25 protein-coding genes are annotated in these 25,669 nt (G+C 68.1%); 12 read left to right on the top strand and 13 right to left on the bottom strand.

The window, feature by feature from the left end:
- Window positions 1-16: 16 nt before the first annotated feature.
- Complete coding sequence (locus tag U743_RS15105) at window positions 17-1,354, bottom strand: succinylglutamate desuccinylase/aspartoacylase family protein (RefSeq protein WP_052368252.1); 1,338 nt, start codon at window positions 1,352-1,354, stop codon at window positions 17-19.
- 169 nt (window positions 1,355-1,523) lie between these two features.
- Between U743_RS15105 and U743_RS15100 the strand changes: the two genes are divergently transcribed.
- Window positions 1,524-3,836, top strand: a complete 2,313-nt coding sequence (locus U743_RS15100; protein ID WP_043769365.1) for a mechanosensitive ion channel domain-containing protein — start codon at window positions 1,524-1,526, stop codon at window positions 3,834-3,836.
- Between the two features lie 65 nt (window positions 3,837-3,901).
- Here U743_RS15100 and U743_RS15095 read toward each other — a convergent pair whose 3' ends face one another.
- The 3 genes from U743_RS15095 to U743_RS15085 form a co-directional block, all read right to left on the bottom strand.
- Window positions 3,902-5,632: a choice-of-anchor I family protein gene (locus tag U743_RS15095; protein ID WP_198022070.1), complete on the bottom strand. Its 1,731-nt coding sequence runs from the start codon at window positions 5,630-5,632 to the stop codon at window positions 3,902-3,904.
- Between the two features lie 103 nt (window positions 5,633-5,735).
- Entirely contained in the window at window positions 5,736-6,512 is a 777-nt protein-coding gene (gene djlA / locus U743_RS15090; protein WP_043769361.1) for a co-chaperone DjlA, read from the bottom strand.
- Window positions 6,513-6,546: 34 nt separating this feature from the next.
- The gene (locus U743_RS15085) at window positions 6,547-6,954 is read right to left on the bottom strand and encodes a membrane protein (RefSeq protein ID WP_043769359.1); all 408 of its coding nucleotides are present in this window, start codon (window positions 6,952-6,954) and stop codon (window positions 6,547-6,549) included.
- A 115-nt stretch (window positions 6,955-7,069) separates the two neighbouring features.
- On the opposite strand from U743_RS15085, the gene U743_RS15080 reads away from it, so the two are divergent.
- Window positions 7,070-7,438, top strand: coding sequence for a VOC family protein (locus tag U743_RS15080; RefSeq protein WP_043769357.1), 369 nt, complete (start codon window positions 7,070-7,072; stop codon window positions 7,436-7,438).
- Window positions 7,439-7,509: 71 nt separating this feature from the next.
- On the opposite strand, the gene U743_RS15075 is transcribed toward U743_RS15080, so the two are convergent.
- Window positions 7,510-7,722 (bottom strand): cold-shock protein, encoded by a 213-nt coding sequence (locus tag U743_RS15075; protein WP_043769355.1) that lies wholly within the window; start codon window positions 7,720-7,722, stop codon window positions 7,510-7,512.
- 311 nt (window positions 7,723-8,033) lie between these two features.
- On the opposite strand from U743_RS15075, the gene U743_RS15070 reads away from it, so the two are divergent.
- Both U743_RS15070 and U743_RS15065 read left to right on the top strand, forming a co-directional pair.
- On the top strand, window positions 8,034-9,623 hold the full coding sequence (locus U743_RS15070) for a DUF4331 domain-containing protein (RefSeq protein WP_043769353.1): 1,590 nt from the start codon (window positions 8,034-8,036) through the stop codon (window positions 9,621-9,623).
- Window positions 9,624-9,635: 12 nt separating this feature from the next.
- The gene (locus U743_RS15065) at window positions 9,636-9,929 is read left to right on the top strand and encodes a hypothetical protein (protein WP_043769351.1); all 294 of its coding nucleotides are present in this window, start codon (window positions 9,636-9,638) and stop codon (window positions 9,927-9,929) included.
- Window positions 9,930-10,049: 120 nt separating this feature from the next.
- Here U743_RS15065 and U743_RS15060 read toward each other — a convergent pair whose 3' ends face one another.
- Genes U743_RS15060 through U743_RS15050 form a run of 3 tightly spaced genes read right to left on the bottom strand, consistent with a single transcriptional unit; the run spans window position 10,050 to window position 12,801 of the window.
- Window positions 10,050-10,493, bottom strand: coding sequence for a hypothetical protein (locus U743_RS15060; RefSeq protein WP_052368251.1), 444 nt, complete (start codon window positions 10,491-10,493; stop codon window positions 10,050-10,052).
- Window positions 10,490-11,629 (bottom strand): HupE/UreJ family protein, encoded by a 1,140-nt coding sequence (locus U743_RS15055; protein WP_043769349.1) that lies wholly within the window; start codon window positions 11,627-11,629, stop codon window positions 10,490-10,492. The genes U743_RS15060 and U743_RS15055 overlap by 4 nt, the downstream gene beginning before the upstream one ends.
- Window positions 11,626-12,801 (bottom strand): tetratricopeptide repeat protein, encoded by a 1,176-nt coding sequence (locus U743_RS15050; protein WP_052368250.1) that lies wholly within the window; start codon window positions 12,799-12,801, stop codon window positions 11,626-11,628. Before U743_RS15050 ends, U743_RS15055 begins: the two co-directional genes overlap by 4 nt.
- Window positions 12,802-12,897: 96 nt before the next feature.
- On the opposite strand from U743_RS15050, the gene arfB reads away from it, so the two are divergent.
- Window positions 12,898-13,320 carry an alternative ribosome rescue aminoacyl-tRNA hydrolase ArfB gene (gene arfB / locus U743_RS15045; protein ID WP_052368249.1) on the top strand — a complete coding sequence of 141 codons (423 nt, stop codon included), beginning with the start codon at window positions 12,898-12,900 and terminating at the stop codon, window positions 13,318-13,320.
- A gap of 20 nt (window positions 13,321-13,340) precedes the next feature.
- The gene (locus U743_RS15040) at window positions 13,341-14,366 is read left to right on the top strand and encodes a 2-dehydropantoate 2-reductase (RefSeq protein ID WP_043769348.1); all 1,026 of its coding nucleotides are present in this window, start codon (window positions 13,341-13,343) and stop codon (window positions 14,364-14,366) included.
- A gap of 2 nt (window positions 14,367-14,368) precedes the next feature.
- On the opposite strand, the gene U743_RS15035 is transcribed toward U743_RS15040, so the two are convergent.
- Entirely contained in the window at window positions 14,369-14,869 is a 501-nt protein-coding gene (locus tag U743_RS15035; protein ID WP_043769346.1) for a DUF2062 domain-containing protein, read from the bottom strand.
- A 117-nt stretch (window positions 14,870-14,986) separates the two neighbouring features.
- Here U743_RS15035 and U743_RS15030 point away from each other — a divergent pair, with 117 nt between their 5' ends.
- Window positions 14,987-15,808: a tetratricopeptide repeat protein gene (locus U743_RS15030; protein ID WP_043769344.1), complete on the top strand. Its 822-nt coding sequence runs from the start codon at window positions 14,987-14,989 to the stop codon at window positions 15,806-15,808.
- 16 nt (window positions 15,809-15,824) lie between these two features.
- Here U743_RS15030 and U743_RS15025 read toward each other — a convergent pair whose 3' ends face one another.
- Window positions 15,825-16,577: a DUF4197 domain-containing protein gene (locus U743_RS15025; RefSeq protein WP_052368248.1), complete on the bottom strand. Its 753-nt coding sequence runs from the start codon at window positions 16,575-16,577 to the stop codon at window positions 15,825-15,827.
- Window positions 16,578-16,704: 127 nt separating this feature from the next.
- Between U743_RS15025 and typA the strand changes: the two genes are divergently transcribed.
- Window positions 16,705-18,534 carry a translational GTPase TypA gene (gene typA / locus U743_RS15020; protein WP_043772415.1) on the top strand — a complete coding sequence of 610 codons (1,830 nt, stop codon included), beginning with the start codon at window positions 16,705-16,707 and terminating at the stop codon, window positions 18,532-18,534.
- Between the two features lie 61 nt (window positions 18,535-18,595).
- Entirely contained in the window at window positions 18,596-19,087 is a 492-nt protein-coding gene (locus U743_RS15015; protein WP_043769342.1) for a hypothetical protein, read from the top strand.
- Here the strand turns inward: U743_RS15015 and U743_RS15010 are convergent, their stop codons facing one another.
- Window positions 19,088-19,744, bottom strand: a complete 657-nt coding sequence (locus U743_RS15010; protein WP_043769340.1) for a hypothetical protein — start codon at window positions 19,742-19,744, stop codon at window positions 19,088-19,090.
- A gap of 65 nt (window positions 19,745-19,809) precedes the next feature.
- Window positions 19,810-20,730, bottom strand: a complete 921-nt coding sequence (locus U743_RS15005; RefSeq protein ID WP_043769338.1) for an SPOR domain-containing protein — start codon at window positions 20,728-20,730, stop codon at window positions 19,810-19,812.
- A 71-nt stretch (window positions 20,731-20,801) separates the two neighbouring features.
- Here U743_RS15005 and U743_RS15000 point away from each other — a divergent pair, with 71 nt between their 5' ends.
- From U743_RS15000 to U743_RS14990, 3 genes are read left to right on the top strand one after another with little or no spacing between them, the layout of a single operon-like run.
- Window positions 20,802-21,533 (top strand): C39 family peptidase, encoded by a 732-nt coding sequence (locus tag U743_RS15000; RefSeq protein ID WP_043772412.1) that lies wholly within the window; start codon window positions 20,802-20,804, stop codon window positions 21,531-21,533.
- A complete protein-coding gene (locus U743_RS14995; RefSeq protein WP_043769336.1) occupies window positions 21,530-23,008 on the top strand; it encodes a RimK family protein in 1,479 nt (492 codons plus the stop codon). The genes U743_RS15000 and U743_RS14995 overlap by 4 nt, the downstream gene beginning before the upstream one ends.
- Window positions 23,005-23,451, top strand: a complete 447-nt coding sequence (locus U743_RS14990) for a GNAT family N-acetyltransferase (RefSeq protein ID WP_043769334.1) — start codon at window positions 23,005-23,007, stop codon at window positions 23,449-23,451. Before U743_RS14995 ends, U743_RS14990 begins: the two co-directional genes overlap by 4 nt.
- Here U743_RS14990 and U743_RS14985 read toward each other — a convergent pair.
- On the bottom strand, window positions 23,448-25,634 hold the full coding sequence (locus U743_RS14985; protein WP_052368247.1) for a prolyl oligopeptidase family serine peptidase: 2,187 nt from the start codon (window positions 25,632-25,634) through the stop codon (window positions 23,448-23,450). The genes U743_RS14990 and U743_RS14985 overlap by 4 nt on opposite strands.
- Between the last annotated feature and the right edge of the window lie 35 nt (window positions 25,635-25,669).

The following is a 25,669-nucleotide window of genomic DNA, read 5'->3' as shown; positions in this document are numbered from 1 at the left end:
CTCAGCCGCTGCCGCTTCAGTCCGGTCGCTCGGCGTCCTCGGCGCTATCGTTGGGCGCCGCCGGCAGGGAGTCGGTCGGTATCGGCTGTGCCGCGTGCGCTTCGTCGTCGGCGCCGTTGTCACCTCCGCCTTCGGCCGCCTTTCCGGGGTCACCGGATGCGGGTTCGTCGCCACCGGTATCGGCCGGCTCGACCAGCTCTTCCTGCTGGCGCTGCACGCCGATGTGATAGGCGGCGAAGCCCGGGATTACGGCCTGGTTCAGAGCCATGCCGAGGATGCGTCCGTCGTAGGGCGAGTGGATCTCGCTGCGTCGGTTGGTAATCGGATCGGTCACCGTGCCCAGCAGGGCACCTTCGGTGACGTTCTGCCCGATGTCGACACGGCTGGTCAGAATGCCGCCGTTGTCGGCCCGGACCCAGTGCGATTCGTAGTAGATCGGTTGCGGGTCTCCCCACAGGCTGAAGCGCTTCACCATCCCCATGCGGTTGAGCAGGCTGCGCAGCGCGCGCACGCCGTGCTCGACCTCCTCCTGCTGAAAGCGCATGGGTTCACCGGCCTCCAGCGTGACCGTCGGCACGCCGGCGGCCGTCGCCGCGCCGCGCAGCGTGCCACCCGGCGGCGTGCTGTTGAGCACGGCCGTGGCGCCGAAGCCGCGCGTCAGCTCGGCCACCGCCTCGTTCGACATGTCGGCGCGCAGCTGCGGCAGGTTGCTGCGGTGGAAGGAGCCGGTGTGCAGATCCACCAGCGCGTCGCAGCGCCGGATGATGTTCTCGAACAGCGAGTAGGCGATGCGCGACGCCGCGCTGCCGGCGGGGTCGCCCGGAAAGAAGCGGTTCAGATCGCGTCGATCCGGCAGATAGCGCGATCCCTGCCGGAAGCCGAAGAGGTTGACGATGGGCACGCCGATCAGCGTGCCCTGCAGATTCTCCGGATCGACCTCGTAAAGCAGGCGGCGCACCATTTCGATGCCGTTGAGCTCGTCGCCGTGCACGGCTGCGGTCAGACACAGCACCGGGCCGGGCTCGGTGCCGTGCGCGACCAGCACCGGGGTCGGTTCGGCCAGGCCGGTGAAGGAGTCGCTGGCGTACCACGGCACCTGCAGCGTCTCACCGGGCGGAATGCGCCCCGACAGCAGCTCGAAGGCCGCATGCGTTGGCACGTCGCCCGTCATGTCCTCGAGCTGTGCCGTCAGCGTGAGCGGTGCAGTGGGCGGGTCTTCGACGGCGGCTGTGCTGTCGGATGCGGCCTCGGCGCGCGCGGTGGCTGTCTGCTCGGCGTCGGCCTCGCTGGCCAGCGCGCCGCTACACAGGCCAGCCGCCAGCAGCGGGGCGGTGAACGTCAGAAATCGGGTCATGCGCCCAGCATGACAAATCCAGCGCGCTGTTGGGCGAAAGCGATACACCGTCTGCGACGGCCCAACGTCCGGGCGCAGCATGCCGAGGCACGGCCCCTCTAGAATGGGCGCATAAATCCAACAAGCAGTGCTGCGCTGCGGCGCCCATTGCTCCCCGAGGAATCGCGTCATGCTTGCTACTCCCTCCCTGCTGCGCGGGCTGCTGCCCATTCTGTTGCTGCTGCTCCCGGCTTTCGCCCAGGCCCAAGCCTCCGGTAGCGAGGCGGATGCAAGCGGCTACGGCCAGCTCGCCGATGTGCTGGAGAACGAGGTATCGCGCGAGCGCCTGATCGAGGAGCTGCACTCGCTGGCGTCCGGTGCCGAGCAGGGCGCCGACGAGTCTCAGGGCGACGACGCCGACGCTGCCGAGCCCGCTGCCGAAGCGGTGTCCATGTCGCGGCGCGTTGCGCGCCTGACGCAGGGGCTTGCCGAGCAGCTCGCCGCCGAGTTCTCCGAATCGATGGCGGCCTTCTCGGCGGCCGGCGGCGCGGCGGCCGCCACGGACTGGGGGGCGTTGGCCCGCGCCAGTGTCGACCTGGTTGCGGTGATCATCGCGGTGCTGATCGCCTTCTTCCTGATGCGGCGGCTGTGCGCGCCGCTGTACGGGCGGCTCAATGGGTGGTCACTGCGCCGTGCCGAATCCAGCGCGCTGCTGCGCAAGTCGATGGCGGTGCTGGCAGCGACCGGCGTCGACATCCTGCTCATCGTCGTCGCCTGGGTGGCCGGCTTCGCGCTGGCGCTCTATGTGCTGAGCGAGCCCGGCGCGATGGATCCGCGCCAGACCATGTTCCTCAATGCCTTCCTGCTGGTCGAGGCCTTCAAGGCGCTCATCCGCATGCTTTTCGCAACGCGCTTCGACGGCCTGCGGCTGCTGCCGATGGGCGACGAAGGCGCGGCCTACTGGAATGCCTGGTTCGCCCGTATCTCGGGCTTCATCGGTTACGGCCTGCTGCTGGCAGTGCCCATCGTCAATGTGAATGTCTCGCCGGAGGCCGGGCGCGCGCTGACGGTGGCCATCATGCTGCTGGCATTCCTCTATGCGCTGAGCATCATCCTGCAGAACAAGCTCGATGTGCGCGAGCGCATGCAGCGCTACGCGACGAATATCGAGCTTGGCTTCGCGCGCCTGCTGCTCTACGGGCTGGCGCGGGTCTGGCACCTGCTGGCACTGGCCTATTTCGCCGCGCTCGTCATCGTCGGCGTGCTGCAGGCCGAGGAGGCATTGCCTTTCATGCTGCGCGCCACGGTGCAGACGCTGCTGGCCATTGGCGGCGGTGTCTTCGTGGCCGTGGTGCTGGCGCAGATCATCAGTCGCCGGATCCAGCTTCCCGAGGAAACACGCCAGAAGTTCCCGCTGCTGGAAGCGCGGCTCAACGGCGCGGTTCCGGGTGTCCTGCAGGTCGTGCGCGTGGTGATCCTGGCGATCGTCGCGCTGATCGTGCTCGACGCCTGGGCGGTCTTCAATCTGCCCGAATGGCTGGCCTCCGATGCCGGCACGGCGACTCTGATCACCGCGATCTCGGTGGGTCTGATCCTGCTTGTCGCCAAGGCAATCTGGATCGGCTTCGCGAGCTGGGTGGAGCTGCGGCTGAACCCCGAGAACAAGCGCGGCGGTCCCACCGCGCGCGAGCAGACGCTGCTCAGCCTGTTCCGCAGCGCCTTCCTGATCGTGCTGGTGGTGCTCACGGCCATGATCGTGCTCGCCGAGATCGGCATCAATATCGGGCCGCTCATCGCCGGTGCCGGTGTGCTCGGTCTGGCCATCGGCTTCGGCGCCCAGAAACTGGTGCAGGACGTCATCACTGGCGTCTTCATCCAGCTGGAGAACGCCATCAACACCGGCGATGTCGTCACTGCTGGCTCGGTGACCGGCACCGCCGAGAAGGTGACCGTGCGCTCGGTCGGCATCCGCGATCTGTCCGGCACCTATCACATCGTGCCTTTCTCCAGCGTGGACACGGTGTCCAACTTCATGCGCGACTTCGCCTTCCACGTCGGCGTCTACCGCATCGCCTACCGCGAGGACATCGACCACGCCATGGCGCAGCTGCACGCGGCCTACGACACGCTCGTGTCGGATCCGGAGCAGGCTGCCAAGGTGCTGGAGCCGCTGGAGCTGCACGGGGTTACCGAGCTGGCAGACAGCGCCGTCAATATCCGCGTGCGCATCAAGACCACGCCGGGCAACCAGTGGGCCATCGGCCGCGAGTACAACCGCCTGGTCAAGAAGTACTTCGATGCCGCCGGCATCGAGATCCCCTTCCCGCATACCACGCTCTACTTCGGCGAGGACAAGGCGGGTCGCTCCCCGGCTGCCAATGTCCGCGTGTTGGAGGCCGGCGAGGCGGAAAGCCGCAGCATCACCGAAGGGCCGAAGTCGGCCACCAGCAGGGCCAAGCCCAACCCGGTGGAGCGCGGCGATTTCGACGAGGAAGGCAACTAAGGCGTCACCAAAGAAAAGGGCCGGCACGCGTTGCGCGTGCCGGCCCTCAACGGTTTCGTGTCGGCTCAGGGTTGAACGATGTCGATGGCGTGCACGGTGGTGCTACCGCTGACCTCGTTGCCCACCACCAGCAGCGGCGCGCCGTTGGGGCTGTCGTCGGCGCTGATGAAGGCCAGGCCCTCCGGCCCCAGATCGCCGGCCATGCCGGCTTCCAGTTCTTCCTGCGTTGCGCCGAAGTTCCGGTTCGTGAAGTACTGCACGAAATGCGGGCTCTGCGGGTTGGTGACGTCGTAGACCATGATGCCGCCGACGCGCTCGAGGCCGATGAAGGCGTAGTTGCGGCCGTCGACGACGCCGACGGTGATGCCCTCGGGTTCCGGTCCCTTGTCGTCCGAGCGATTGTCGAAGCTGTTCTCGTCGTTGTTGCCGTTGAAGTTGTCCGGAATCTGCTGCGCCGTGATGCGCTCGAACGCACTGCCGGAGTCGTAGACCAGACGGCCCTGTGCATCACGGATCGAGAAGGAGCGCGCGCCATAGGCGTAGAGCGCATCGTATTCGCAGTCGGTCTCGACGTCGGTGATCGGATCGCTGGGATCGCAGCCGTTGCTCACGCCCAGCGTCGAGGTGATGTTGAGACGCCCGAGCTGCTCATCGTTCTGTAGATTGGGCATGTTCGGGAATGCGCCCGCGGCGAGCTGCACATCCTTGATCCGGAACTCTTCGCTGAAGCCATCGTAGTCGCGCGAATCGCCCTCGTTGGCGGTCAGGTAGTAGCTCTGTCCGTTGACGACGTAGCTGGCGATGGCATCGGGCTGGTACATGCCGAACACCGGCCAGTTGCGGATGTTGATGCGCCCGTCGTCATCGATGGCGTTGCGGTCGCGATTGCTGGCGTCGAGCTCATTGCCGAGGATGCTGTGATCCTTGAAGCCCAGAGGCAGAATCTCGTCGAAGCTGGCCGAGGCGACGTCGAGTACGGCCACGGCGTTGTTCTCCTGCAATGCTACCCAGGCCTTGCTCGCATCGGCGTTGAGCGCGATGTACTCCGGCTCGAAGTCCTGCGCGGCTGACGCGCCGGGCCCGAAGATGCGCACACCCGCGGCGCGCAGCTCGGCTTCCTGACCGTTGAAGGCCGTGAAGGCGGCCGTGGTCACCGTGGCGCTGGCGGCGCCGGTGGATAGATCAATGACGCTGACCGAGCCTTCCGGGTCGACGCTGTAGTCGTCGTTGGGCTCGCCCTCGTTGGCGACGAGCAGCGTCTGCCCGTCGGGCGTGAAGACGAGCATGTCGGGCAGTGCACCGACAGTCACCTCGCCGATCTTGGAGAGATCGCCGGCGTTGTAGAAGACCACCTTGCCGTTGTCGGTCTTGACCGGGGCTTCTATTGCCACAGCCACGACGCCGTTCGCCACTGCGACGCTGTTCGCGCCGGCGCCTTCGGCGCTGGCGTCGATGGCGTCCATGCGCGTGGGCTGCGTCGGGTCCTGCAGATCGAGCACCTCGACCTCCGCGGCATTGGAATTGATGACGAACAGCCGCTGCGTATCGGCATCAAAGGCGACGATCTCCGCGGCGCTTTCGTCAAAGACGTTGGTTTCGTAGCGGCCGATCTCGCGCAGCTGGACGAAGCTCGTGCCGGGGCCGGCAGGCCCGGTCGGGCCCTGCGCGCCGTCGCTGCCATCGGCGCCATCGGTACCGTCGCTGCCCGCGGGGCCACGGGCCCCATCGTCGCCCTCGCAGCCGACGAGGCCGGTCAGAAGCAATGCCGCCGCAGCGGTTCTCAGGATGGTGTTCACGATTCCCCCTTGTTCGTGGAAAACCGTGATCTTCGATGCCGGGCATGACAGCCCGGCTACGCAAGCATGGCAGCGCTGTTACGGCCCCGTTCGGTCCTCGCCTTCAGGCCGTGCCGCGTGCCTGGCGGATGCGGTCGTAGGCGGTGGTGAGGTCGCGCGTCTTCTCTTCCGCCATGGGGCGCATGCTCTCGGGCAGACCCTTGGCGGCGAGGCGATCCGGGTGGTTCTCGTTGATCAGCTTACGATAGGCCTTCTTGACCTCGGCGTCGCTGGCTTGCGGCGAGACGTCCAGCACCTGATAGGCCCAATCGAGATCGACGCTACTGCGCTGGCCGGTGCCCGTGCCACCGCTGGCGGCGCCGCGCAGCATCGCCTCCATGCGGGCCACTTCGGCTTCTGAGAGCCCGAGGCCGCGCGCGATGCGCACCAGCATCTCGTGCTCGGCCGGGTGGATACGGCCGTCTGCGCCTACCGCCGCGATCTGAAGCTGAAGGAACATGGACATCAGTGCGCGCTGGCCGCGCGCGCTGGCAGCGAATCGCGCCACTTCCGCATCGAGATCGAAGTCCGCCGCTTTGCCGCGCGCAAAGGCAGTTCTTGCCCGCGCGCGTGCAGCTTCATCGAGGCGCAGGCGCTCGAAGAGCTGCTCGGCAACCCGGATCTCGTCGTCGGTGACCTGACCGTCGGCCTTGCAGATCGCGCCCATGACGGCGAAGACGCTGTCCAGGAATTGGGTCTGCAGTTGGCCGAAGCGGGCACGGATCGCCCAGCGCAGCAGCGGCCGCGCGACGAAGTAACCGATCAGGCCACCGATGAAGAATCCGGACCAACCGCTGAAGAGCGCGCCGATCAGCCCGCCGATGAGAAATCCGCCTAGCATGGCGTCATTCTAGCCCGCGACGGCCGTCCGAGCTTCAGGCCTCAAGCCAGCGCAGGAAGAAGCAAACTCCGAAGCCCCAGGCGCCGTTCAGAATCAGCGCGCCACCGATGACCAGCGGATCCCAGCCCGCGGCCACGGGCATGCCCTTGAGTGGAAAGACCACGAGCAGGGCGACCGCGCTCGGGCCTACGGCGCCGGCGGCGATGCCGCCGAACCAGTAGCTGGCCGTGCGCGGCGTTCTGAGTAGTGGCAGCAGCACGATGCCCCAGACGCCACCCCAGAAGGCCAGTGAGAGCACGGCAGGCACACCGAAGGGCCAGGTCGGCGCCATATTGAAGGGCGGGTTCGGTAGCAGCCCCAGGGCGTGGAAGAGCGCGTAGACGCCCTGATGAAAGATCAGCGTGGCGGCAAAGCCGGCGGCAAAGGCTTTGGCGATATGCATCAGCAGTGTTCCTGTTGCTGGGACCGGAGGGCCATCCTGGCGTATTGTGCCGGTTGTTCGTGCCGGGCTCCGGCTGGTGCGGCGATCACCCGATGTGCACTCAAAGAGGAGACTTATGATCGGTTACGTCACGCTCGGTAGCGATGATCTCGCCCGTGCCAGCGCTTTCTACGACGCCCTGCTCGCAGAATTCGGCGCCAAGCGCTTCATGGAAAGCGATCGGCTCGTCATCTGGGGCAGCGGTCCCGGCGCGCCCATGCTCGGTGTCATCCGCCCCAACGACGGGCAGCCGGCGTCGGTGGGGAACGGCGTCATGGTGGCGCTGGCCGCCGGCTCGCGCGAGGCGGTCGACAAGCTGCACGCCAAGGCGCTGTCGCTGGGCGCGACGGACGAAGGCGCTCCCGGCGAGCGCATGAGCGGTTTCTACGGCGGCTACTTCCGCGACCTCGACGGCCACAAGCTCAACTTCTTCCATATGGGCTGAGCGATCGCCCAAAGAAAAGGGCCGCGACCCGAAGGTCGCGGCCCTTTAACTACAGGGCTTGGCAGCCGCGCTTAGATAGCGCGGATCTGCGTGGCCTGCATGCCCTTCGGGCCGCGCTGCGGAACGTATTCCACGCGCTGGCCTTCAGTCAGGCTGCGGAAGCCCGAGCCCTGGATTTCCTTGAAGTGGGCGAAGAGATCATCGCCACCCTCGGCGGGGGTGATGAAGCCGAAGCCCTTGGCATCGTTGAACCACTTGACGGTTCCGGTAGCGGTATCGCTCATGACACATTCCTCATACGGGATAAAGTTGAAGTTGGGACCGAGGTCCCAGGGTGCAAGCCATCAAGGAACGCATCAATGTACCGGCGACCGAAAAGGGTCGCTTCACGCTGATAACACTCTTCTTGAAGCAACTGCATCTCCCAATATACGGCATTTCCGCGCCGTGTGGTAGCACCCGCGTATTCCACCCTTCGGCCCGCCCCGGCCAGATCATTCCGCGCCGTGCGCCAACTCCTTTCGTGGCTTCCACAACTGCATCCGCCAGCCGACGAGCAGCGTAGAGGTTCGGTACCAGTCGACAGGAGACACCGATGCAGTCAAAGACACTTATTGCCGGCTTGCTGTCCGGCGCGGCCATTGCCGCCGCCGGTTCCGCGGGCGCTTCCAGCCACCGCGAGGCCCCCTTCATCACCGAAATGCCCAAGGTGGACGGGACCGACTTCTACATGTTCCGCAGCTACGAGGAAGGCCGCGATGACATGGTCACTCTCATCGCGAACTATCACCCGCTGCAGGACAGCTACGGTGGCCCCAACTACTTCTCGATGGATCCGAACGCTCTCTACGAGATCCATATCGACAACAACGGCGATGCGCAGGAAGACTTGAGCTTCCAGTTCCGTTTCGATACCCAGATCAACAACGCCGCCATCGACACCGGCGCCGAGAACCCGGTCACGATTCCGCTGATCAATTCCGTGCCCGATGGCATCGGCCCCGACGCCGGTCGGCTCGAGGGTGTCAACCGCGTCGAGAGCTATCAGGTAACCCTGCAGCAAGGCGACCGCCGTAGCAGCGCCGACCCGATGGCGCTGACGAATCTCGGCAACGCCGCCGGCCAGGGCAACGGTACGACTAGCTTCCGCAAGCCGATCGACTTCATCGGTGAGAAGAGCTTCAACGGCGACTATGAGAGCTATGCGCAGAATCATGTCTATGGCATCGATCTGGGCACCTGTGGTGAGGGTCGCGTCTTCGTTGGCCAGCGCCAGGAAGGCTTCGTCATCAACCTTGGCGAGGTCTTCGACCTGATCAATACGAACCCTCTGGGCCCGCGCGACGGCGAGAGCAATATCGTCGGCGACAAGAACGTCACCAGCATCGCGATGGAGGTGCCGACCAGCTGCCTGACGGATGGTGACCCTGTCGTCGGTGCCTGGACGACCGCCAGCGTGCGGCAGGCCCGCGTCATGAACCCCTTCCCGGATATGCCCAGCGGCAGTGACGGTGAAAGCGGTGCGCCGGCCGTCGAGGGTGGGCCCTGGGTGCAGGTCTCGCGTCTCGGCAACCCGCTGGTCAACGAGGTTGTCATCGGCCTCGACAAGAAGGATCGCTTCAACCACAGCGAGCCGGTGGACGATCCCCAGTTCCTGGATTTCGTGACCCACCCGGTGCTGCCGGTGGTGGCCAGTAGCCTGTTTGGAACGGCCGTGCCGGAAACCCCGCGCAACGATCTCGTGCAGGTCTTCCTGACCGGCGTGCCGGGCCTCAACCAGCCCCAGGCCATAGCCGACGGCGAAGGCGCGCCCGGCGAGATCCTGCGTCTGAACACTGCCGTAGCCCCCGTGGCGCCGTCGGATCAGAGCGATATGGGCGTGCTCGCCTGCGATCTGGCCGGCTTCCCGAATGGCCGCCGTCCCTATGACGACGTCACCGACATCGCGCTGACAGCCGCCTTGGGCAGCATCACGGCGGGCAATCCCAACGGGCTGCAGTTCTGCGATACAGGCGCAGAGGGCGGCCCTGCCGTGGTGAACGCGGGCGCGATCGTCACTGACGGCGCGCGTGCGCTCGGGCCGACCGCAGGTACTTCCAACGGCTCCGATACCGCAGGCGGCGTGACCTATCTCGACCGCTTCCCCTATCTGAACACCCCGCTGCCCGGCTCGCCGGCCAACTAAGGGAGGCTTGATATGCGTATTGCCATAGCGTTTATTGCGATCGCCGGCTTCGGGCTGGCGGCCTGCGACGGCGCCACCGACCGTGTTGGCAGCCAAGCCCCGGGCATGGTTGAGGATCCGATGCAGGAGGATGGCCCGGTGGCCACGCCGCCGCCGCAGGACCTCGCCGCTTTCGTAGGCGACGAATGCCAGCAGGCTCCGGAGGCGCGGGATTCCGCGCCTCTCGGGGGCGTCGGTTTCGGCGCCGCTGGCACACCCGAGGATGCATTACTTGGGGCTAGCGGATTCACCTCCGACTGCCTCTGAACCGGCTTCTCGATTCGTAGTACGAGAGGCCAGCCCAATTCGAGATCGATATGACCCCCATCGATCTCGATGCCGTGACGGGCAAGGTCTGCGCCCGATCACGGCCTTTCTGGCCCCGCCCTAGTGGCGGGGCTTTTTTTGTGCGCGCCAGGCCGAGAACAGCCCGGCGTTGACGAGCAGGCTGAGGATCAATGCTCCGAGCAGCGCCAGCGGCGGGATCATCACGCGCTGCGCTGCCTCCTGCTGCGTCGCCGCGCCCACCGCGATGCGCGCCTGCAACTGATGGCCCTGGCCGTCGTCGGCTGTCACTGTCCACTCGCCCGTTTCGTCCGGCACGAAGGCGAAGCGACCGGCCGGGTCCGTGCGCCCGACCTGGAACAGCCCGCCGTCTTCCGGGCGCGATACCTGCACCTGCACCCCGTCCATGGCGCCCCCGGCGGCGTAGCGGAAGCGCAAGACTTCGGCCGGTGCTTCCGGTTCGCGCTCGTAGCCGGCGCCGTGGGGCATGGCGGCCGGGGTCGCGGTCAGCAGCAGAAGTGCGACGGCACTGTTTCGATAGCTCACCAGAGTCCCTCCAGACGGATGTGAAAAAGCCGCTGCAGCAGCCAGCCGCCACCGAGCAGGATGGCGGCCACCGAACCGGGCACGACCACGCCGTGGCGATACCAGCCCGCGTGTCTCGCCCACCAGGCCAGCGGCATGAAAGCTGCCGCGATCAGAATCTGACCGCCTTCAACACCGAGATTGAAGCCGAGCAGCGCCAGCGCCAGGCTCGCCGTTGACAGGCCGAGGCCGGCCAGCACGCCGGCGTAGCCGGCGCCGTGCACGAGGCCAAAGCCGAAGGCCACGAGCCAGAGCCGCCGCCGCACCATGGGCAGCAGATTGTTGAGCGCAGCGAAGATGATGGTGGCCGCAACGGCGGCTTCCACCCAGCGCGTCGGCAGGCGCAGCCAGTCGAGCGCGGCTGCCGAAAGCGACATCGCGTGTGCCACGGTGAAGGCGGTGACGACGCTCAGCACGCCCAGGAAGGCCGCGCGGCCGTTGGGCGCAGCGACCCAGCCTTCCGGGCTGCGCTGCAGCACGGCCGGTAGCAGCAGACAGAGCAGGAAGAGCAGGTGATCAAAGCCAACCCAGATGTGCCAGGCGCCTTCGTGGAGGTAGTTCCAGAACAGCACCCAGCCGCTGGTCAGTGTGCGATCGAATTCCCGGCTGCGCGCGTTGCTCGCGAAAATCGCGCTGTGCGTGCCGCCGAACTGCAGATTCAGCAACCCGCGATGGCTGGCGTCCAGCTCGAAGAGCAGCTGGTAGTCGATGCGCAAGCGCTCCAGTGGCGCCGCCGCGCATTGCGCCTGCAGCGCCAGCACCGCATAGGGCCCGTCGCTGTGATCGACCACGCGCAGTGGCCCGAAGTCGAGCGCGCAGGCGCGGCCGTCGCCGTCGATTCGCAGCGCGCCCGTGGCTGTGTCGATAACGGCATGCCGACTGGCGCGCAGCTCGGCCCAGGTGATGGCGCCGTCGCCGTCGGTGTCGAGATCGAGCAACTCGTGCAGATCACGCAGCGCGATATCCCAACGGCCGGTCAGCGTGTCCCCGGCCACGCTTAGGCGCAGATAGCTGTCGCTGGGCTTGTGGGCGTGCGCCGCTGTCGTCGCCGTTGCCGCGACGACCAAGAGCAAGGCCGAAAGCAGCACCGGCCTCATAGGCTGGCCTCCTCAGTATCGGCGAGCTGCTCGCGCAGCGCCTGCAGCCGGTGATCCTGCACGCCGTTGTCGCGCATCCATCGGCGAACGGGCGCGGCAGCCGACGGGTCGTCGGCGGAGAGGGCCGCCTGCAGCAGCAGCAGCGCGTCGAGTGGTTCGCGCTGCTGCCGCCAGTTCTCGCGCGCCAGCCACAGCGCTTCGGCCGGGCGCTGTTCGAGATGCAGCGCCGTCATGGCTTCCTCGCGGTAGTGCGGCTCACTGCCGCGCGTGCGGATGGTGTCGAGGCGGGCGCGTAGCGGGCCGGGATCCACGGGCTCGCCTTGCTGCGCGCGGGCGCGCAGGATGCGGATCTGCGCCTCAGTGGTGTCGCCGTAGGGCGGCAGCAGCTCCGCGACCTCGTCGGGTCGGTCGTTGTGCAGCAGGAAGTCGGCGTAGGCCAGTTTCAGATAGAGATTCCGTCCGGCGCCCTCCGCGGCAAGGGCGCGCTGATAGCGCGCGTCGGCATCGTCGCGGTTCAGGCGATCGGCAATTTCGGCTGCCACGGTCAGCGCCCATAGTCGCGTGCCGGCGTCGCCGGGCGCGCGCGCCAGCGCGCGGTCGAGTTGTGCCAGCGCAGCTTCTGCCTCACCGCTGAGGCTGCGCGGCGTCGCCATGCAGGTCGTGGTCAGCAGCTCGCCGACGCGAAGCAGCGCCGCGCAGTCGCGCAGCGCCTGCTGGTAGCGCGCCTGCACGCTGTGGATCACCGCGCGCGTGACGCGCGCCTGCGGATGGCCGGGCTGCTCGGCGATGACCGCGTCGAGCTCGGCCAGTGCCTGCTCGAAGCGATGCCGGTGCTGGGCGATGGTTGCGCGCAGCACGCGGATGGCTACCGGTGTGCTCGGTGCGTCCTCCCAGTGCACGAGCACGCTCTCGGCCTGTCCGTACCAGCGCGGGTCGGCGGTGGCGCGGGCGCGCTCGATGGCCGCGTGCGCGAAGCGCACGGCAGCGTCGACATCACCGGGGGCCGCGCGAGCGGCCTCGCGCAGAGCGCGAACGCGTGATGCGGCCTCCGAGTCGTCCGGCGCGACGCGCAGCAGCACCTGCTCGCCGGTAGCCGGGACATAGGGTTCGTAAGGCGCAGCATGAACCGTCGCGCTCAGCAGGCCAGCGAGAAGGCAGGGGGTACGCAGCATGATCTTCCTACGCGCCCGGTCGGCAACTGGACGCGGCCGGGGCAAGCGGGGTGGTTGTTGTGGCGGCGAGCGGGGCGGTATGGGTAGGCTGCACGCATGAAGCCTAGCCCGGAAGCCGAGATCGAGCGCGCCCTGTCGCAGGCGCGCTGGCACGCCGTGCGCGCCGGTGGGCCGGGTGGGCAGAACGTCAACGCGGTTTCCACGGCGGTGCATATGCGCCTTGATCTCGCCGATACCGAGTTGCCGGAGGCCTGGAAACAACGGCTGCTCGCATTAGCCGACGGCCGTATCAGCGACGACGGGCGCATCGTCATCAAGGCGCAGGCGCATCGCAGCCAGGATATGAACCGGCGCGACGCCTTTGCGGCGCTGGCGCGCCTGCTGCGCCTGGGAGCCCGCGCGCCGCGGCCGCGCATCGCCACCAAGCCGACACGGGGCAGCCGGCGTCGTCGCCTCGAAGCCAAGAAGCAGCGCGGCGCGCGCAAGCGCCTGCGCGGCCGCCCGCCGGACGATCACTGATAGGCAGGAGGAGCAAGCGCATGCCGGAAGCCCGCGGCTGCATCGTTGTCATCGGAGCGGGAAGCGTCGGCTGCTATATCGGCGGCCGGCTCGCCGCCGCGGGGGCGCCGGTGCGCTTCATCGGTCGTGCCGGTATCGCCGCGGAAGTGGCCGACCACGGGCTGACCCTCAGCGACTTGCGCGGCTTCCACGCTGTGTTGGCGCCGGGCGCGGTGGATTTCCGCACCGAAGCCGCTGCTGCGGCCGATGCCAGCCTTGTGCTGGTTACCGTCAAGTCCGCCGCGACGGAGTCCGCCGGCCACGAGCTGGCCAGTCACCTCGCCTCCGACGTGCCGGTGATCAGCTTCCAGAACGGGCTGCACAACGCCGAGGTGCTGGCCGAATGCTTGCCGGATCAGCCGGTGCTGGCCGGCATGGTGCCCTTCAACGTGGTCAATCAGGGGCAGGGGCGCTTTCATCACGGCTCCGAGGGTGATCTCGAGGTCGCTGACAGCAGCATCCTCGATCTTTGGCAGCCGGTGTTCGACAAGGCCGGCCTACCTTTGCAGCGCCACGTCGACATGCCCGCCGTGCTGTGGTCGAAATTGCTGCTGAATCTGAACAACGCCGTCAACGCGCTCTCCGGTATTCCGCTCAAGGCCGAGCTGAGCCAGCGCGCTTATCGCCGCTGCGTGGCGATGGCTCAGCGCGAGACGCTGGCGCTGCTCGAAGCCGTCGGTATCCGGCCCGCGAAGATCACGGCGCTGCCGCCGCACTGGCTGCCCGCCGCGCTGAGCATGCCGGACTGGCTGTTCCGACGGCTGGGCAACCGCATGCTGGCCATCGATCCGCTGGCGCGTTCCTCGATGTGGGAGGACCTCGAGCGTGGCCGACGCACGGAGATCGACTGGATCAACGGCGAGGTCCTTCGCCTGGCCGAGCGGCTGGGGCGACAGGCGCCGGTGAACGCGCGCATGGTGGCCCTCATCCGCGAGGCCGAAGCCGACGGCCGTCGCGATTGGCCCGGCGAGGTGCTGCTCGACGAGCTGCGCTCGGTGGCTGACTAGTACTAGGCGCGCACGCGGGCGGCACGGCGTGCGAGAAGGGCCGCCGAGATTCGGTGCGATAGGAAATAGCTTCCGAAGGCGGCGGGCAGCGCCAACAGCAGGCTGCCCAGGCCGGCAAAGACGATGTCATCGCCGATGCCCTGCACGAACCAGGCGTCGCTGTCGAAGAGCGACAGGTTTTGAAACACTCCCTTGCCGATGCCGTGGAAGAGCCAGTAGAGCGGTGCGACGGTGAAGGGGTTGCTGACCCACGACACCGCGAAGGCGCTGGGAAAATTGCCGCGTAGCATCATGCATCCCAGGATCATCAACAGCGTTTGACCGCCGACAGTGGGTGTCAGCCCGACCAAAATGCCGATGAAGACGCCGCGCGCAATGGCCTCGGGACCCTTACGCAGGCAGCCGGTGAACTCCAGTGCGTCCAGCGTCCGCGGATGTGTCTGCAGCCACGCATGTCCGCGGGCGCGTAGATAGCGGAAACGCTGGGGTAGGCGCAGATTCATCACGGCAGTTTAAGGCTGCGCGCACGGCTGTTGCTGTTGTGTACAGGCCTGCGGCGTGCTTGCGCTGCGCGATGGCGACCGGCAAGGTCGTCGCTTTGCATCGAAGCGGGGAGACCGATGAAGGCGATTCTCACGGCAGCGGCGATGGGACTCATGCTGAGCGGTTGCGGCACGGCCGAAGAGGCCGGGCAGAGCAAGAGCAAAACCGGCGAGGTGGCCGAGCTGCGCACCGCCAACGACAAGTGCCGGCAGCTGGTCGACAACGCCGACATCGAGGCGGCGAATCCACTCTGCCTGTCGGCATTGGAGGATGCCCGCGAGTTCAGCGAGCAGAGTCCCGAATACGCTCAGGCCGTCGCCAACACGGCGTGGCTTTTTCATATGCGCGGCCAGGACGAGGACGCCAAGCAGTTCTATCAGCGCGCCGTCGGGCTTCAGGAAGCGCAGGTTGACGCCGAACCGAGGGCGCTGGCGCGTACCTTGGCCGACTACGGCATGCTGCTGACCAACGGCGGCGATGCCGAAGCCGGCATGGCCCGACTGGAGCGCGCCCAAGCGCTGCTGAGCGATGCCGGCGCCGAGGAAAGCGAAGCCATGGCTGCGCTCTACGGCGATATGGCAGAGACCTACGAGGTTGCCGACGATATGGAAGCCTCGCTGGAAATGTATCGCGCCTCGGTGGATGCCTACCGCGCGGCGCTGGGGGATGCGCACGCCAATGTCGGCGTGGCCCTCAACAACCTCGGCACCGCTCTGCAGATCCAGCAGGACTTCGATGCCGCCGAGAAAGTGCTGAAGGAAGCCGCCGGCATCCTCGAAGAGGCGCTGGGTTCCGAGCACCCCGTGACCGGTATGGCGCAGGCCAATCTGCGCGACAACGACAGCCTGCGCGAGGACGCCCAGGCGCGCGCGGAGATGGCCGAGGAAGAGGGCGCCTGAAGCCGACGCCGGTGGCTCAGCCGCCGAAGACGCGCTCCAGAAGTTCGCTGCCGCGCGCGGCCGTCTCGCTGCGGATGCGTGCCTCTTCGGTCGCGATGCGCGCAAAAAGGGCGTCCAGAGCGCGCTCGGTGACGTGGCCCTCCAGATTCTCCGGAGCGCCCACCAGCGCCGCATAGGGACCCGCGTTGCGCAGTAGTGCGTCGTAGGCGGGGCCGACGCCGGCGCGGTCGATGCTCTGCGCCACCACGGGCCGAAAGCGCGCGCGCAGCGTCTCGGCCGTTTCGGTGCGGAAGTACTGCGTGGCCGCGTCCTCGGCGCCCTGCAGGATGTTGCGTACGTCGCGCAGGGTCATGGCCTGCAGGACCTGCCCGAAAACCTGCGCAGCCTCGGGCACTGCCTGCTCAGCAGCGCGGTTCAGGCTGCGCCGGAAGCTGTCCACTGCCGCGCCGCCGCCGGCACGGCGGATGAGCTCGGCGGGGCCTTCCAGCGCGGGCGGCAGCGGAACGCGCGCAGCGGGGTTGCCCCAGAAGCCGTCTTCGCGCCCGAGTTCGGCCACCGCGCGCGAGATGCCCTGATCCAGCGCCGCACGCAGACCGTCCGCGATGGTGTCGCTGCCCAGCCGGGTCGCGGTGGGCGCGGAATCGGTGCTGTCTTCGCTGGTCTCGCTTTCCTGTGGGGCGTTGCCGAAAAGGCGTTCCCACCAGTTCGCCTCGGCCGGTGGCGTGGCGAGGGTCAACAGCAGAGCGACGAGAGGCACGCTGTAGCGCATGAAGGCTCCAGAAAAAAGGTCGGGCCACTTTGACAGAAGCTGCTAGCGCGCGCCGCGCTCGCTTCGGTCGCCGCTAGGGCGTACCATGCGCCGCCTTTTGCCGCATTTTGTGCATCGCACCAATTTCATGACTGCATCGCTTCGCAACATCGCCATCATCGCCCACGTCGACCACGGCAAGACCACGCTGGTCGACAAGCTGCTGCGCCAGTCCAACACGCTGGAGGCACGCACCGATTACGGCGAGCGGATCATGGATTCCAACTCGCTGGAGAAGGAGCGCGGCATCACCATCCTCTCCAAGAACACCGCGCTGGATTGGAAGGATAGCCGCGACGGTACCGACTACCGCATCAACATCGTCGACACCCCCGGCCACGCCGACTTCGGTGGCGAGGTTGAGCGCGTACTGTCGATGGTTGATTCGGTGCTGCTGCTGGTGGACGCCGTCGACGGCCCGATGCCGCAGACGCGCTTCGTCACCGCCAAGGCCTTCGCGCTGGGCCTCAAGCCCATCGTCGTCGTCAACAAGGTCGACCGCCCCGGCGCGCGGCCGGACTGGGTGGTGAACCAGGTCTTCGATCTCTTCGACGCCCTCGGCGCCAGTGATGATCAGCTGGATTTCCCGATCGTCTATGCCTCGGCGCTGCAGGGTTACGCCGGTCTGGAGCCGGACGTGCGCGAAGGCGACATGAGCCCGCTCTTCGAGAGCATCGTCGATCGCGTCGCTGCCCCCGACGTCGATCCGGACGGCCCCTTCCAGATGCAGGTGATCTCGCTGGACTGGTCGAACTACGTCGGCGTCATCGGTACCGGTCGCATCAAGCGCGGCCGCATCACCCCGAACACTTCGGTGAGCGTGCTCGCCCGCGACGGCTCCAAGCGTAGCGCGCGCGTGCTGCAGGTGCTCGGCTTCCTCGGTCTGGACCGGCGCGAGGTCAGCGGCGCCACTGCCGGCGAGATCATCGCCGTGACCGGCGTCGAGGAGCTGGGCATTTCAGAGACCCTCTGCGACCCCTCCGCGCCCGAGCCGCTGCCGCTGCTCGAGGTCGACGAGCCGACCATGAGCATGACCTTCGAGGTCAACAAGTCGCCCATGGCCGGCACCGAGGGCAAGTTCATCACCAGCCGCCAGATCGGCGAGCGCCTGGAGCGCGAGCTGAAGGTCAACGTCGCGTTGCGTGTCGAGCAGCAGAGTTCGGCTGACCAGTTCCGGGTCTCCGGGCGCGGCCTGCTGCATCTCTCGGTGCTGCTGGAGAACATGCGCCGCGAGGGCTACGAGCTGGCCGTCGGCCGGCCGCAGGTCATCACCCGCGAGGTCGACGGCGAGATTCACGAGCCGTGGGAGCGGTTGACCGCGGATATCGACGGCGAGTACCAGGGCGCGATCATCCAGGCGCTCAACGAGCGCGGCGGCCAGATGACCGATATGCACACCGACGATAGCGGGCGCGTGCGACTGTCCTACGACATCCCCTCGCGCGGGCTCATCGGCTTCCAGACCGAGTTCCTGTCGCTGACCTCGGGCACCGGCCTGCTGGCGCACAACTTCGACCGCTTCGCGCCGCGCGCGGCGATGGCGGTGGGGAATCGTCACAACGGTGTGCTCATCTCCAACGAGGCCGGCAAGGCGCTGGCCTACGCCATCTTCAACCTGCAGGACCGCGGTCGAATGATGGCGGAGCCCGGCGATATCGTCTACGAAGGCCAGGTCGTCGGCATCCACTCGCGCGAAAACGATCTCGTGGTCAATGTCCTCAAGGGCAAGAAGCTGACCAATGTCCGCGCTTCCGGTTCGGATGAAAACGTGCTGCTGACCCCGGCCGTGAAGATGAGCCTGGAGCAGGCGCTGGAGTTCATCAACGACGATGAGTTGGTGGAGATCACACCCAAGGCCATCCGCATCCGCAAGCGTTTTCTCAAGGAGCACGAGCGCAAGCGCGCCGCGCGCGACTGAGTCGTCTTGCCGCAGCGGCGGCGGTCTGGGATGGTGGTCCCTCGTTCCGAGGAGAATCGGCGTGCCGAAATCTCTGATTCGCTGCCTTCCGCTTCTGCTGCTCGTCGGTGTTGCCGAAGCGCGCGAGCCGCACCGCCCGCCTGAGCGCGGCACCTTCTTCATTCCGCTGGAGCGTCTGGGCCTGGGCGCGCGCGAGGATGCCGAAGAGACCTTCGCGCTGGCCGGGCCGGCGGAAGCCGCTCTCGCCGAAACCGATGACGCCGAAGCGTTGGCCGGGGCGCTGCGCGCCCTGGTCGCGCTGGATGCCACGCGTGTGCGCGCCGCCCCCGACATGGCCGCGACGGTGGGCGCGCATCTGCCGCGCTATCGCTTGAGCGAGGCCGCCATGCTGCATGACGCGCCGGACGGCGAGGCCATCACGCAGCTGGAAGACGGCAGCCTGCTGATCCTGCTGTCGGTGCGCAGCGGCTGGCGCGAGGTCTACGAGCCCGCGGCCCACCGCATCGGCTGGCTGGCTCGCGAGCCGGCCGCCGCTGCCTTACCGGCGCGCTAGCTACTTCCCGAAAGCGCCGCCGAAGTCACCGAAGCTCATCGGCTTCGAGGGCAGCTCCAAACGGGCGGATCCCGGGTCGTCGCCGCTGATTTCCGCCACGCGCATCTCGTTGCCCATGCGCAGCACGCCGCGGCTGCCCAGCGCCGCCTCGAAGTCGGCAGCGCCGGCCGTGTCGGTGCCGGCGGCGTCGGCCATCGTCTTCGTCATGCGCAGGAAGGCGCGCTGCATTTCGACCACGCGCTGGTCATCCGACAGCACGACCTCCTTCTGCTGGCGCCGGCCGTTGTGGTCGGTGAAATCCAGCACATGCACCTCGCCGCTTATGCCCGCAACCGTCTCATTGCGGCCGGTGGCTTCCAGGCCGTGGAAGCGTGCCAGTGAGTCGCCCGGCGTCTTCGTCTTGTTACCGAAGCGCTCCATCATGCTGGTGGCGTCGATCACCACCCCGCCGGTGACCGAGTAGATCTTGCCGTCCCGGATCAGGAGGTAGGCGTCCTCGCCCTGACCGCCTACGCTCATGCGCAGCGCTGCGTCGCCGTACTCCAGTTTCATGTTTTCTCCCTCGGAGGCGATGCGCGCCCAGCCTCCGGCGATGGCGGAGAAGGAGGTCAGTGTTAGCAGCACGGCAAGGCCGGCGGCGGGAAAGACACGGTGCATGGCGTTATTCCGGATTGAAGACAGGGAATATGTAGCATGCGCGCGTATGTCGCGCCGTCCCGCTTTTATGGGGTGTGCTGCAGCAGCCAGGCGCCAGGGACGCGTTCGCGCAGTGCTTCCCGCGCGCTTTCGGCGGCTTCGCGGTCGGCGTGCGGGCCGGCCACGCTGCGATAGGGTGCTGCGTCCGCGGTACCCGGTAGTACCTGACCGTCTACGGCGGCCGTGTCGAGCTGCCGCTGAGCGCGCTCCTGAGTCGAGAAGGCGCCCAGCACGACGTACCAGCCGCCTTCGTTCACGGGCGTCGTGGCATCGGATGTCGGTGCGTCTGCCGGCTCGCGTGGCAGTGCCGCATCCGCAGGCCGCGCCGGCGCCAGCGGCGGGCGGAAGTTGGCCGGCAGCGGCCGGCTGCCGCCGTCGGCGCGCGCGAGCCGGGCGTTGAGCGTTGCCCGGTCCGGCCACTCGTGCAGCAGCACGCCATCAGAGGCCGCGGCCAGGCAGGCGCCCGTTTCCTGCAGTCGGTAGGTGGGGTAGGCCTCGGCGTGTTGCACGGCGATCTCGCCATGCAGCGCGCAGACGCGGCCAGTATCGGCGGTCTCCACCCAGGCCTCAGCCTCGTCCAGTTGCAGACGCAGCGCACCCGCATTGATCTTCAGCGCCGGGCCCGACTCGGCGCTGGTGCGCATGGCGCCTTTGCTGAGCACGATCCGCGCGCCACCGTCGGGCCCTTCCTCGTGTAGGCGCAGCTCTGCCGGGCCGCGCAGACGCAGGCGAGAGGCGTCCCTGCGCAAGGTCAGGGCGGCGCCTTCCGCCAGCTGTAGGCGTGCCGGGGACGCCACCGGCTCGCCGTCGGCGAGGGCCTGCTGCCCATCGCGCAGCACTTCACCACCTACTCGCTCGGCGCGCCAGTCGCCCTCCGCGAGGGTGAGCAGGGGCGCGCCCAACAGCAGCAGGCAGGCCGTTCGTCGGAAAGTGGCGGAAGCGCTCATCGAGCGGCATCTTGGGCGATGCGCGGGCGCGCCGCAAGGCGCAGAATGCGCGCGCCGCTCGCCTACCGCCCATGACAACTCGTCTCGCTTTCGAAGTCCCCGCCCAGCCCACCGACACCACCTGCGGGCCGACCTGCCTGCACGCGGTCTACCGCTATCACGGCGACGACATCGCGCTGGAGGCGGTTATCGAGCAGACACGCGAGCTGCGCGACGGCGGCACCCTCGACGCCTTCCTGGCCCTGCACGCGTTGGCGCGTGGTTATCGGGCGCGCATCTATCTGCACAATCTCGCCGTCTTCGACCCGAGCTGGGTGAGTTTGTCGCGTGCCGCGCTCATCGCCAAGCTGGAAGCGCAGCTGCCGATCAAGTGCGCGGCGCATCCCAAGCTGGCAGTGGCGACGCAGGGCTACATCGAGGTGCTGCGCGCCGGCGGCGAGCTGCGCATGGCAGACCTCACCGGCGCGCTGCTGCGCAAATATCTGACGCGCGGTATTCCGATCCTCACCGGCCTGTCCTCCACGTGGCTCTACCGCACGCCGCGCGAGCGCCCGGACAACGAGTTCGACGATCTGCACGGCGAGCCGGGCGGGCATTTCGTCGTGCTTTCCGGCTACGATCGAAGCAAGCGCGAGGTATGGGTGGCGGACCCCTGGGCCGGCAATCCCTTCGACGGCGAGGCGCGCGTCTACCCGGTAAAGATCGAGCGCCTTATCGCGGCCGTGCTGCTGGGCGTGGTGTCCTACGACTGCAATCTGCTCGTTATCGAGCCGTCGAAGACCGGAGGGGGAGGGAGCGCATGACCGGCATCGTCGTGGTGGACCAGCGTGCCGACTGGCCGGCACCCGTTGCGGGCGACGCGGCCGTGCGCGTGATGACGGCCTGGGAGTATCTCAACGAGGCAGCCGGCGAGCCGCCGCGCACGCGCGTTTACAACCTCTGTCGTTCCTTCGCCTACCAGAGCTCGGGCTACTACGTTTCGCTGCTGGCGGCCGCGCGCGGCCATCGACCGCTGCCGGAAGTGACGACCATCCAGGACCTCAAGCTGCGCGACGGTCCGCGCCTGCTCAACGAGGATCTGGATCGCCTGCTGCAGTCCTCGCTGGCTCCGCTGGAGTCGCCCCGCCATGTTCTGCACGCCTACTTTGGCCGCTGCCCGGTGCAGCGCCACGCGCGGCTGGCGCGGGCACTATTCAACGCCTTCCCGGCGCCGCTGCTGGAGATACGTCTGGCGCGTCGGGGTAACGACTGGCGCGTGGAGGCCATCCGCGCGTTGGCGCTGGGTGAAGTGCCGGAGGCGCATCGCGGTTTTCTGGCGGAGGTTGCCGCCGACTACTTCCGCCAGCGCGGGCGCAGCCGCGGCAGCCGCCGCCGGCACGCCTACGACCTCGCCATCCTGGTCAACCCCGACGAGGCGCAGCCGCCCTCCAACGCGCGTGCGCTGAAGCACTTCGAGCGCGCCGCCGAGGCGCAGGGCTTCGCGGTGGAGTTCATCGACCGCAGCGACTACGGCCATATCGCCGAGTTCGATGCGCTGTTCATCCGCGAGACGACGGCCGTCAACCACCACACCTATCGCTTCGCGCGCCGTGCCGCGCGCGAGAGCCTGGTGGTCATCGATCATCCGGAGTCCATCCTGCGCTGCGCCAACAAGGTCTTCCTGGCCGAGCTGATGACGCGCCACCGCATCGCCACGCCTGCCACCATGCTCGTGCACGCCCGCAACCTCGGCGAGGTGGTCGGCCGGCTGGGACTGCCCTGCGTACTCAAGCAGCCCGATTCGGCCTTCTCGCTGGGCGTGGTCAAGGTCGACGACGCCGCGGCGCTGAAGCGCGCCGCGCAGGCCATGCTGGAGCGCTCCGATATCATCGTTGCGCAGGCCTTCGAGCCCACCGACTACGACTGGCGCATCGGCGTCATCGGCGGCGAGGCCTTCTACGCCTGCCGCTATTTCATGGCCAAGGCGCACTGGCAGATCGTCAAGCGCGATGGCGCCGGCGGTGTCGATGAGGGTGCGCACGAGACGATTCCCGTCGAAGAGGCGCCGCGTGCGGTGCTGCGCGCCGCGGTCGCCGCCGCGCGCGCCATCGGCGACGGGCTCTACGGCGTCGATCTCAAGCAGTCGGGCCGCCGCGTCAAGGTCATCGAGGTCAACGACAACCCCAATCTCGACGCCGGCGTCGAGGATCAGGTGCTGGGGCATGCGCTTTACGAGCGTGTCATTGCGCACATGCGCGCCCAGCTCGACGCGCGCCGCTACGGCCGCATGCCGCAGTGAAGACGCCGCGCCCGGCCGTCGCGGCGGATCTTCCGGCGCTGGTTGCGCTGGAGGCGCTGTTTCCGGGCGATCGTCTGTCCGCGCGCTCGCTGCGCCGGCTGCTGCGCTCGCCTTCGGCCTGCATGCTTGTCGTCGACGGCGTCGATGGGCTGGCCGGTGCCAGTGTGCTGTTGACGCGTGTCGGTAGTCGGGTCGGGCGCATCTACAGCCTGGTGGTCGCGCCCGGCGCGCGCGGACGCGGGCTGGCCCGCACGCTGGTGGCGACACTCGAGCAGGAGGCGCGCCGGCGGGGCTGTGTGCGCATGCGCCTGGAAGTGCGCGCCGACAACGCGGCTGCGCGCGCGCTTTACGCGGCGCTGGGCTATGTCGAGCGCACGCGTCTGCCCGGCTACTACGAGGACGGTGGCGAGGGATTGCGGCTGGAGCGCGAGCTGGCGCCCTAGCGGGCGTCGTCCGCGACCTCGTTCTCGGTCAGCTCCAGTCCGGTGTGCTCAGCGATGAAGGCGAGAATGTCGCTCCATTCGGCAATGCGCTGGCTCGTGCCCTTGCCGGTGCCGTGGCCGCTCTGCGTCTGCACGCGCAGCAGCACCGGGGCGTCGCTGGCCTGAGCGCGCTGCAGGCGGGCGGCGTACTTGTAGCTGTGCCCGGGGGCGACGCGGTCGTCGTGGTCGGCGGTGGTGATCAGCGTCGCCGGGTAGGCGGTATCGGGCCGGATGTTGTGATAGGGCGAGATCGCGTGCAGCGTCTCGAAATCCTCGGCGTCGCCGGGGTCGCCGTAGTCCGGCATCCAGGCCCAGCCGATGGTGAACTCGTGGAAGCGCAGCAGATCCATGACGCCGACGGCGGGCACGGCCGCGGCGAAGAGATCGGGCCGGCGGTTGAGCACCGCGCCCACCACCATTCCGCCGTTGGAGGCGCCGTGCAGCGCCATGCGAGCGGGCTTCGAGTACCCCTCGTTCTTGAGCCACGCGGCCGCCGCGATGACATCGTCGAAGGTATTGGTTTTGTTGGTGCGGATGCCGGCCTCGTGCCAGGCACGCCCGTATTCGCCGCCGCCGCGCAGATTGGCGATGGCCCAGACGCCGCCGGCCTGCAGCCAGGCGGCTGCCGGCACCGAGAAGCGAGGCGTCAGCGCGATGTTGAAGCCGCCGTAGCCGTAGAGAACGGTGGAGTTGTCGCTGTCATGCTCGATGTTGCGGCGATGCGTCACCAGCACCGGGATGCGGCTGCCGTCGCGCGAGCTGGCGAAGCCGCGGTGCGTGACGTAGGCCTCGGCAGCGAAGGCGACCGCTGGTGCGTGCAGCAGATCGGCCTCGGCATCGCTGTGGAGATCGAGGCCGTAGAGCCGAGTCGGCTGCGTCGGGCTGGTGAAGCCGTAGTAGAGCCGCGAGCTCTCGGCGCGGCCGCGGATGCCCGTGATGGTTCCCAGACCGGGAAGCTTGATCTCGCGCAGCAGCTTGCCGTGCCGGTCGTGCACGCGCAGCACCGAAGCTGCGTCGCGCAGCGCGTGCACGACGAGCTTGCCGCCTACAAGCCGCGCGTCGCGCAGCACATCCTCGCCTTCGGGGATGACCGGGCGCCAGTCCTGCGGTGCGCCGGGATCGACGGCGAAGATGCGCCCGCGCGCGGCGTCGTTGCTCAGCACATAGAGGGTGTCGCCGTGATTGCCGACAACCTCGAAGTCCGCGCGCAGCTCGCGCACGACGGGAACCGTCTCGCCGCTGAGGCGGGCGCGGGCGTCACGGTACAGGCGTTGGACGTGCAGCCGGTTGTGGCGCGTGCCCTCCCAGTCGTAGAGGAACAGCCAGGCGCCGTCGTCGGAGACCTCCGCCGAGAAGCCGCGTCGCGGGTGCTCGGGATCGGCGCGCACCACCGGGTCCTTGGCGGGGTCGCTGCCGATGGCGTGGAAGCGCAGCTGCTGGTGGGCGAGCGGGTCGAAGCTCTCGTCCGCCGTGTCGGGGGCCTCCGGGTAGCGCGAGTAGAAGAAGCCGGCGCTGTCGGCGCTCCAGGCGATGTCCGAGAATTTAACGCGCCGGATCGTCACTGGCAGGTCCTCGCCGCCGGCGGTGCGGCGCACGCGGATGGTGCGCCAGTCCGAGCCCGAGCGCGACAGCGCGTAGGCCAGCAGCTCGCCATCCGGCGACAGCGCGTAGTCGGCCACCGAGAGCGGTTCCTCGGCGTCGATGGCGTTGGGGTCGAGCAGCACCCTCGCCTCGGCTTCGGGGGCGGCCCGGAAGTGCAGCACAGGCTGCTCCTGCAGCCCGCTGTTGACCTCGAAGACCTGCGCGCCGCTGGCGCTGAGCCCGGGCAGGCTGCGCCGCTCGTAGTCCCAGAGAGCGGTCAGCCCTTCAACGAAGGCCTCGTGCTGCGGCAGCGCGCCCAGATGACGGCGCGCCTGCTGGTTCTGGCGCGCCACCCAGTCGCCGACTTCGGAAGACGCCGTGTCCTCCAGCCAGCGGTAGGGGTCTGCGACGCGAATGCCGTGCAGCGTCTCGGCGTGCTCGCCCCGCCGGGTGTCGACGCTGTCGGTGGCTGGCAGCGCGGCGCCGGCGAGCAGCGCGCCGATGAGCGTTGTGGCAAGCGTCGGTCGGGTGCGGCGGAGAAGGCGGCGTAGCGGCGGATGCATGGGGTGACCTGGCGCGCGCGGCCTTGCGGGCTGCG

Origin of the sequence: Algiphilus aromaticivorans DG1253 (assembly GCF_000733765.1) — a bacterium.
Taxonomy (GTDB): domain Bacteria; phylum Pseudomonadota; class Gammaproteobacteria; order Nevskiales; family Nevskiaceae; genus Algiphilus; species Algiphilus aromaticivorans.
This window is presented reverse-complemented; position numbering and strand designations above follow the sequence as displayed.

Coding starts and splice junctions, on each gene's coding strand:
- djlA (WP_043769361.1), bottom strand. CDS start 6,512: ATGCTAGGCGGATTTCTCATCGGCGGGCTGATCGGCGCGCTCTTCAGC.
- U743_RS15085 (WP_043769359.1), bottom strand. CDS start 6,954: ATGCATATCGCCAAAGCCTTTGCCGCCGGCTTTGCCGCCACGCTGATC.
- U743_RS15105 (WP_052368252.1), bottom strand. CDS start 1,354: ATGACCCGATTTCTGACGTTCACCGCCCCGCTGCTGGCGGCTGGCCTG.
- U743_RS15100 (WP_043769365.1), top strand. CDS start 1,524: ATGCTTGCTACTCCCTCCCTGCTGCGCGGGCTGCTGCCCATTCTGTTG.
- U743_RS15075 (WP_043769355.1), bottom strand. CDS start 7,722: ATGAGCGATACCGCTACCGGAACCGTCAAGTGGTTCAACGATGCCAAG.
- U743_RS15055 (WP_043769349.1), bottom strand. CDS start 11,629: ATGAGGCCGGTGCTGCTTTCGGCCTTGCTCTTGGTCGTCGCGGCAACG.
- typA (WP_043772415.1), top strand. CDS start 16,705: ATGACTGCATCGCTTCGCAACATCGCCATCATCGCCCACGTCGACCAC.
- U743_RS15030 (WP_043769344.1), top strand. CDS start 14,987: ATGAAGGCGATTCTCACGGCAGCGGCGATGGGACTCATGCTGAGCGGT.
- U743_RS14985 (WP_052368247.1), bottom strand. CDS start 25,634: ATGCATCCGCCGCTACGCCGCCTTCTCCGCCGCACCCGACCGACGCTT.
- U743_RS15035 (WP_043769346.1), bottom strand. CDS start 14,869: ATGAATCTGCGCCTACCCCAGCGTTTCCGCTATCTACGCGCCCGCGGA.
- U743_RS15025 (WP_052368248.1), bottom strand. CDS start 16,577: ATGCGCTACAGCGTGCCTCTCGTCGCTCTGCTGTTGACCCTCGCCACG.
- U743_RS14995 (WP_043769336.1), top strand. CDS start 21,530: ATGACCGGCATCGTCGTGGTGGACCAGCGTGCCGACTGGCCGGCACCC.
- U743_RS15010 (WP_043769340.1), bottom strand. CDS start 19,744: ATGCACCGTGTCTTTCCCGCCGCCGGCCTTGCCGTGCTGCTAACACTG.
- U743_RS15080 (WP_043769357.1), top strand. CDS start 7,070: ATGATCGGTTACGTCACGCTCGGTAGCGATGATCTCGCCCGTGCCAGC.
- U743_RS15005 (WP_043769338.1), bottom strand. CDS start 20,730: ATGAGCGCTTCCGCCACTTTCCGACGAACGGCCTGCCTGCTGCTGTTG.
- U743_RS15070 (WP_043769353.1), top strand. CDS start 8,034: ATGCAGTCAAAGACACTTATTGCCGGCTTGCTGTCCGGCGCGGCCATT.
- arfB (WP_052368249.1), top strand. CDS start 12,898: ATGAAGCCTAGCCCGGAAGCCGAGATCGAGCGCGCCCTGTCGCAGGCG.
- U743_RS15000 (WP_043772412.1), top strand. CDS start 20,802: ATGACAACTCGTCTCGCTTTCGAAGTCCCCGCCCAGCCCACCGACACC.
- U743_RS15050 (WP_052368250.1), bottom strand. CDS start 12,801: ATGCTGCGTACCCCCTGCCTTCTCGCTGGCCTGCTGAGCGCGACGGTT.
- U743_RS15040 (WP_043769348.1), top strand. CDS start 13,341: ATGCCGGAAGCCCGCGGCTGCATCGTTGTCATCGGAGCGGGAAGCGTC.
- U743_RS15065 (WP_043769351.1), top strand. CDS start 9,636: ATGCGTATTGCCATAGCGTTTATTGCGATCGCCGGCTTCGGGCTGGCG.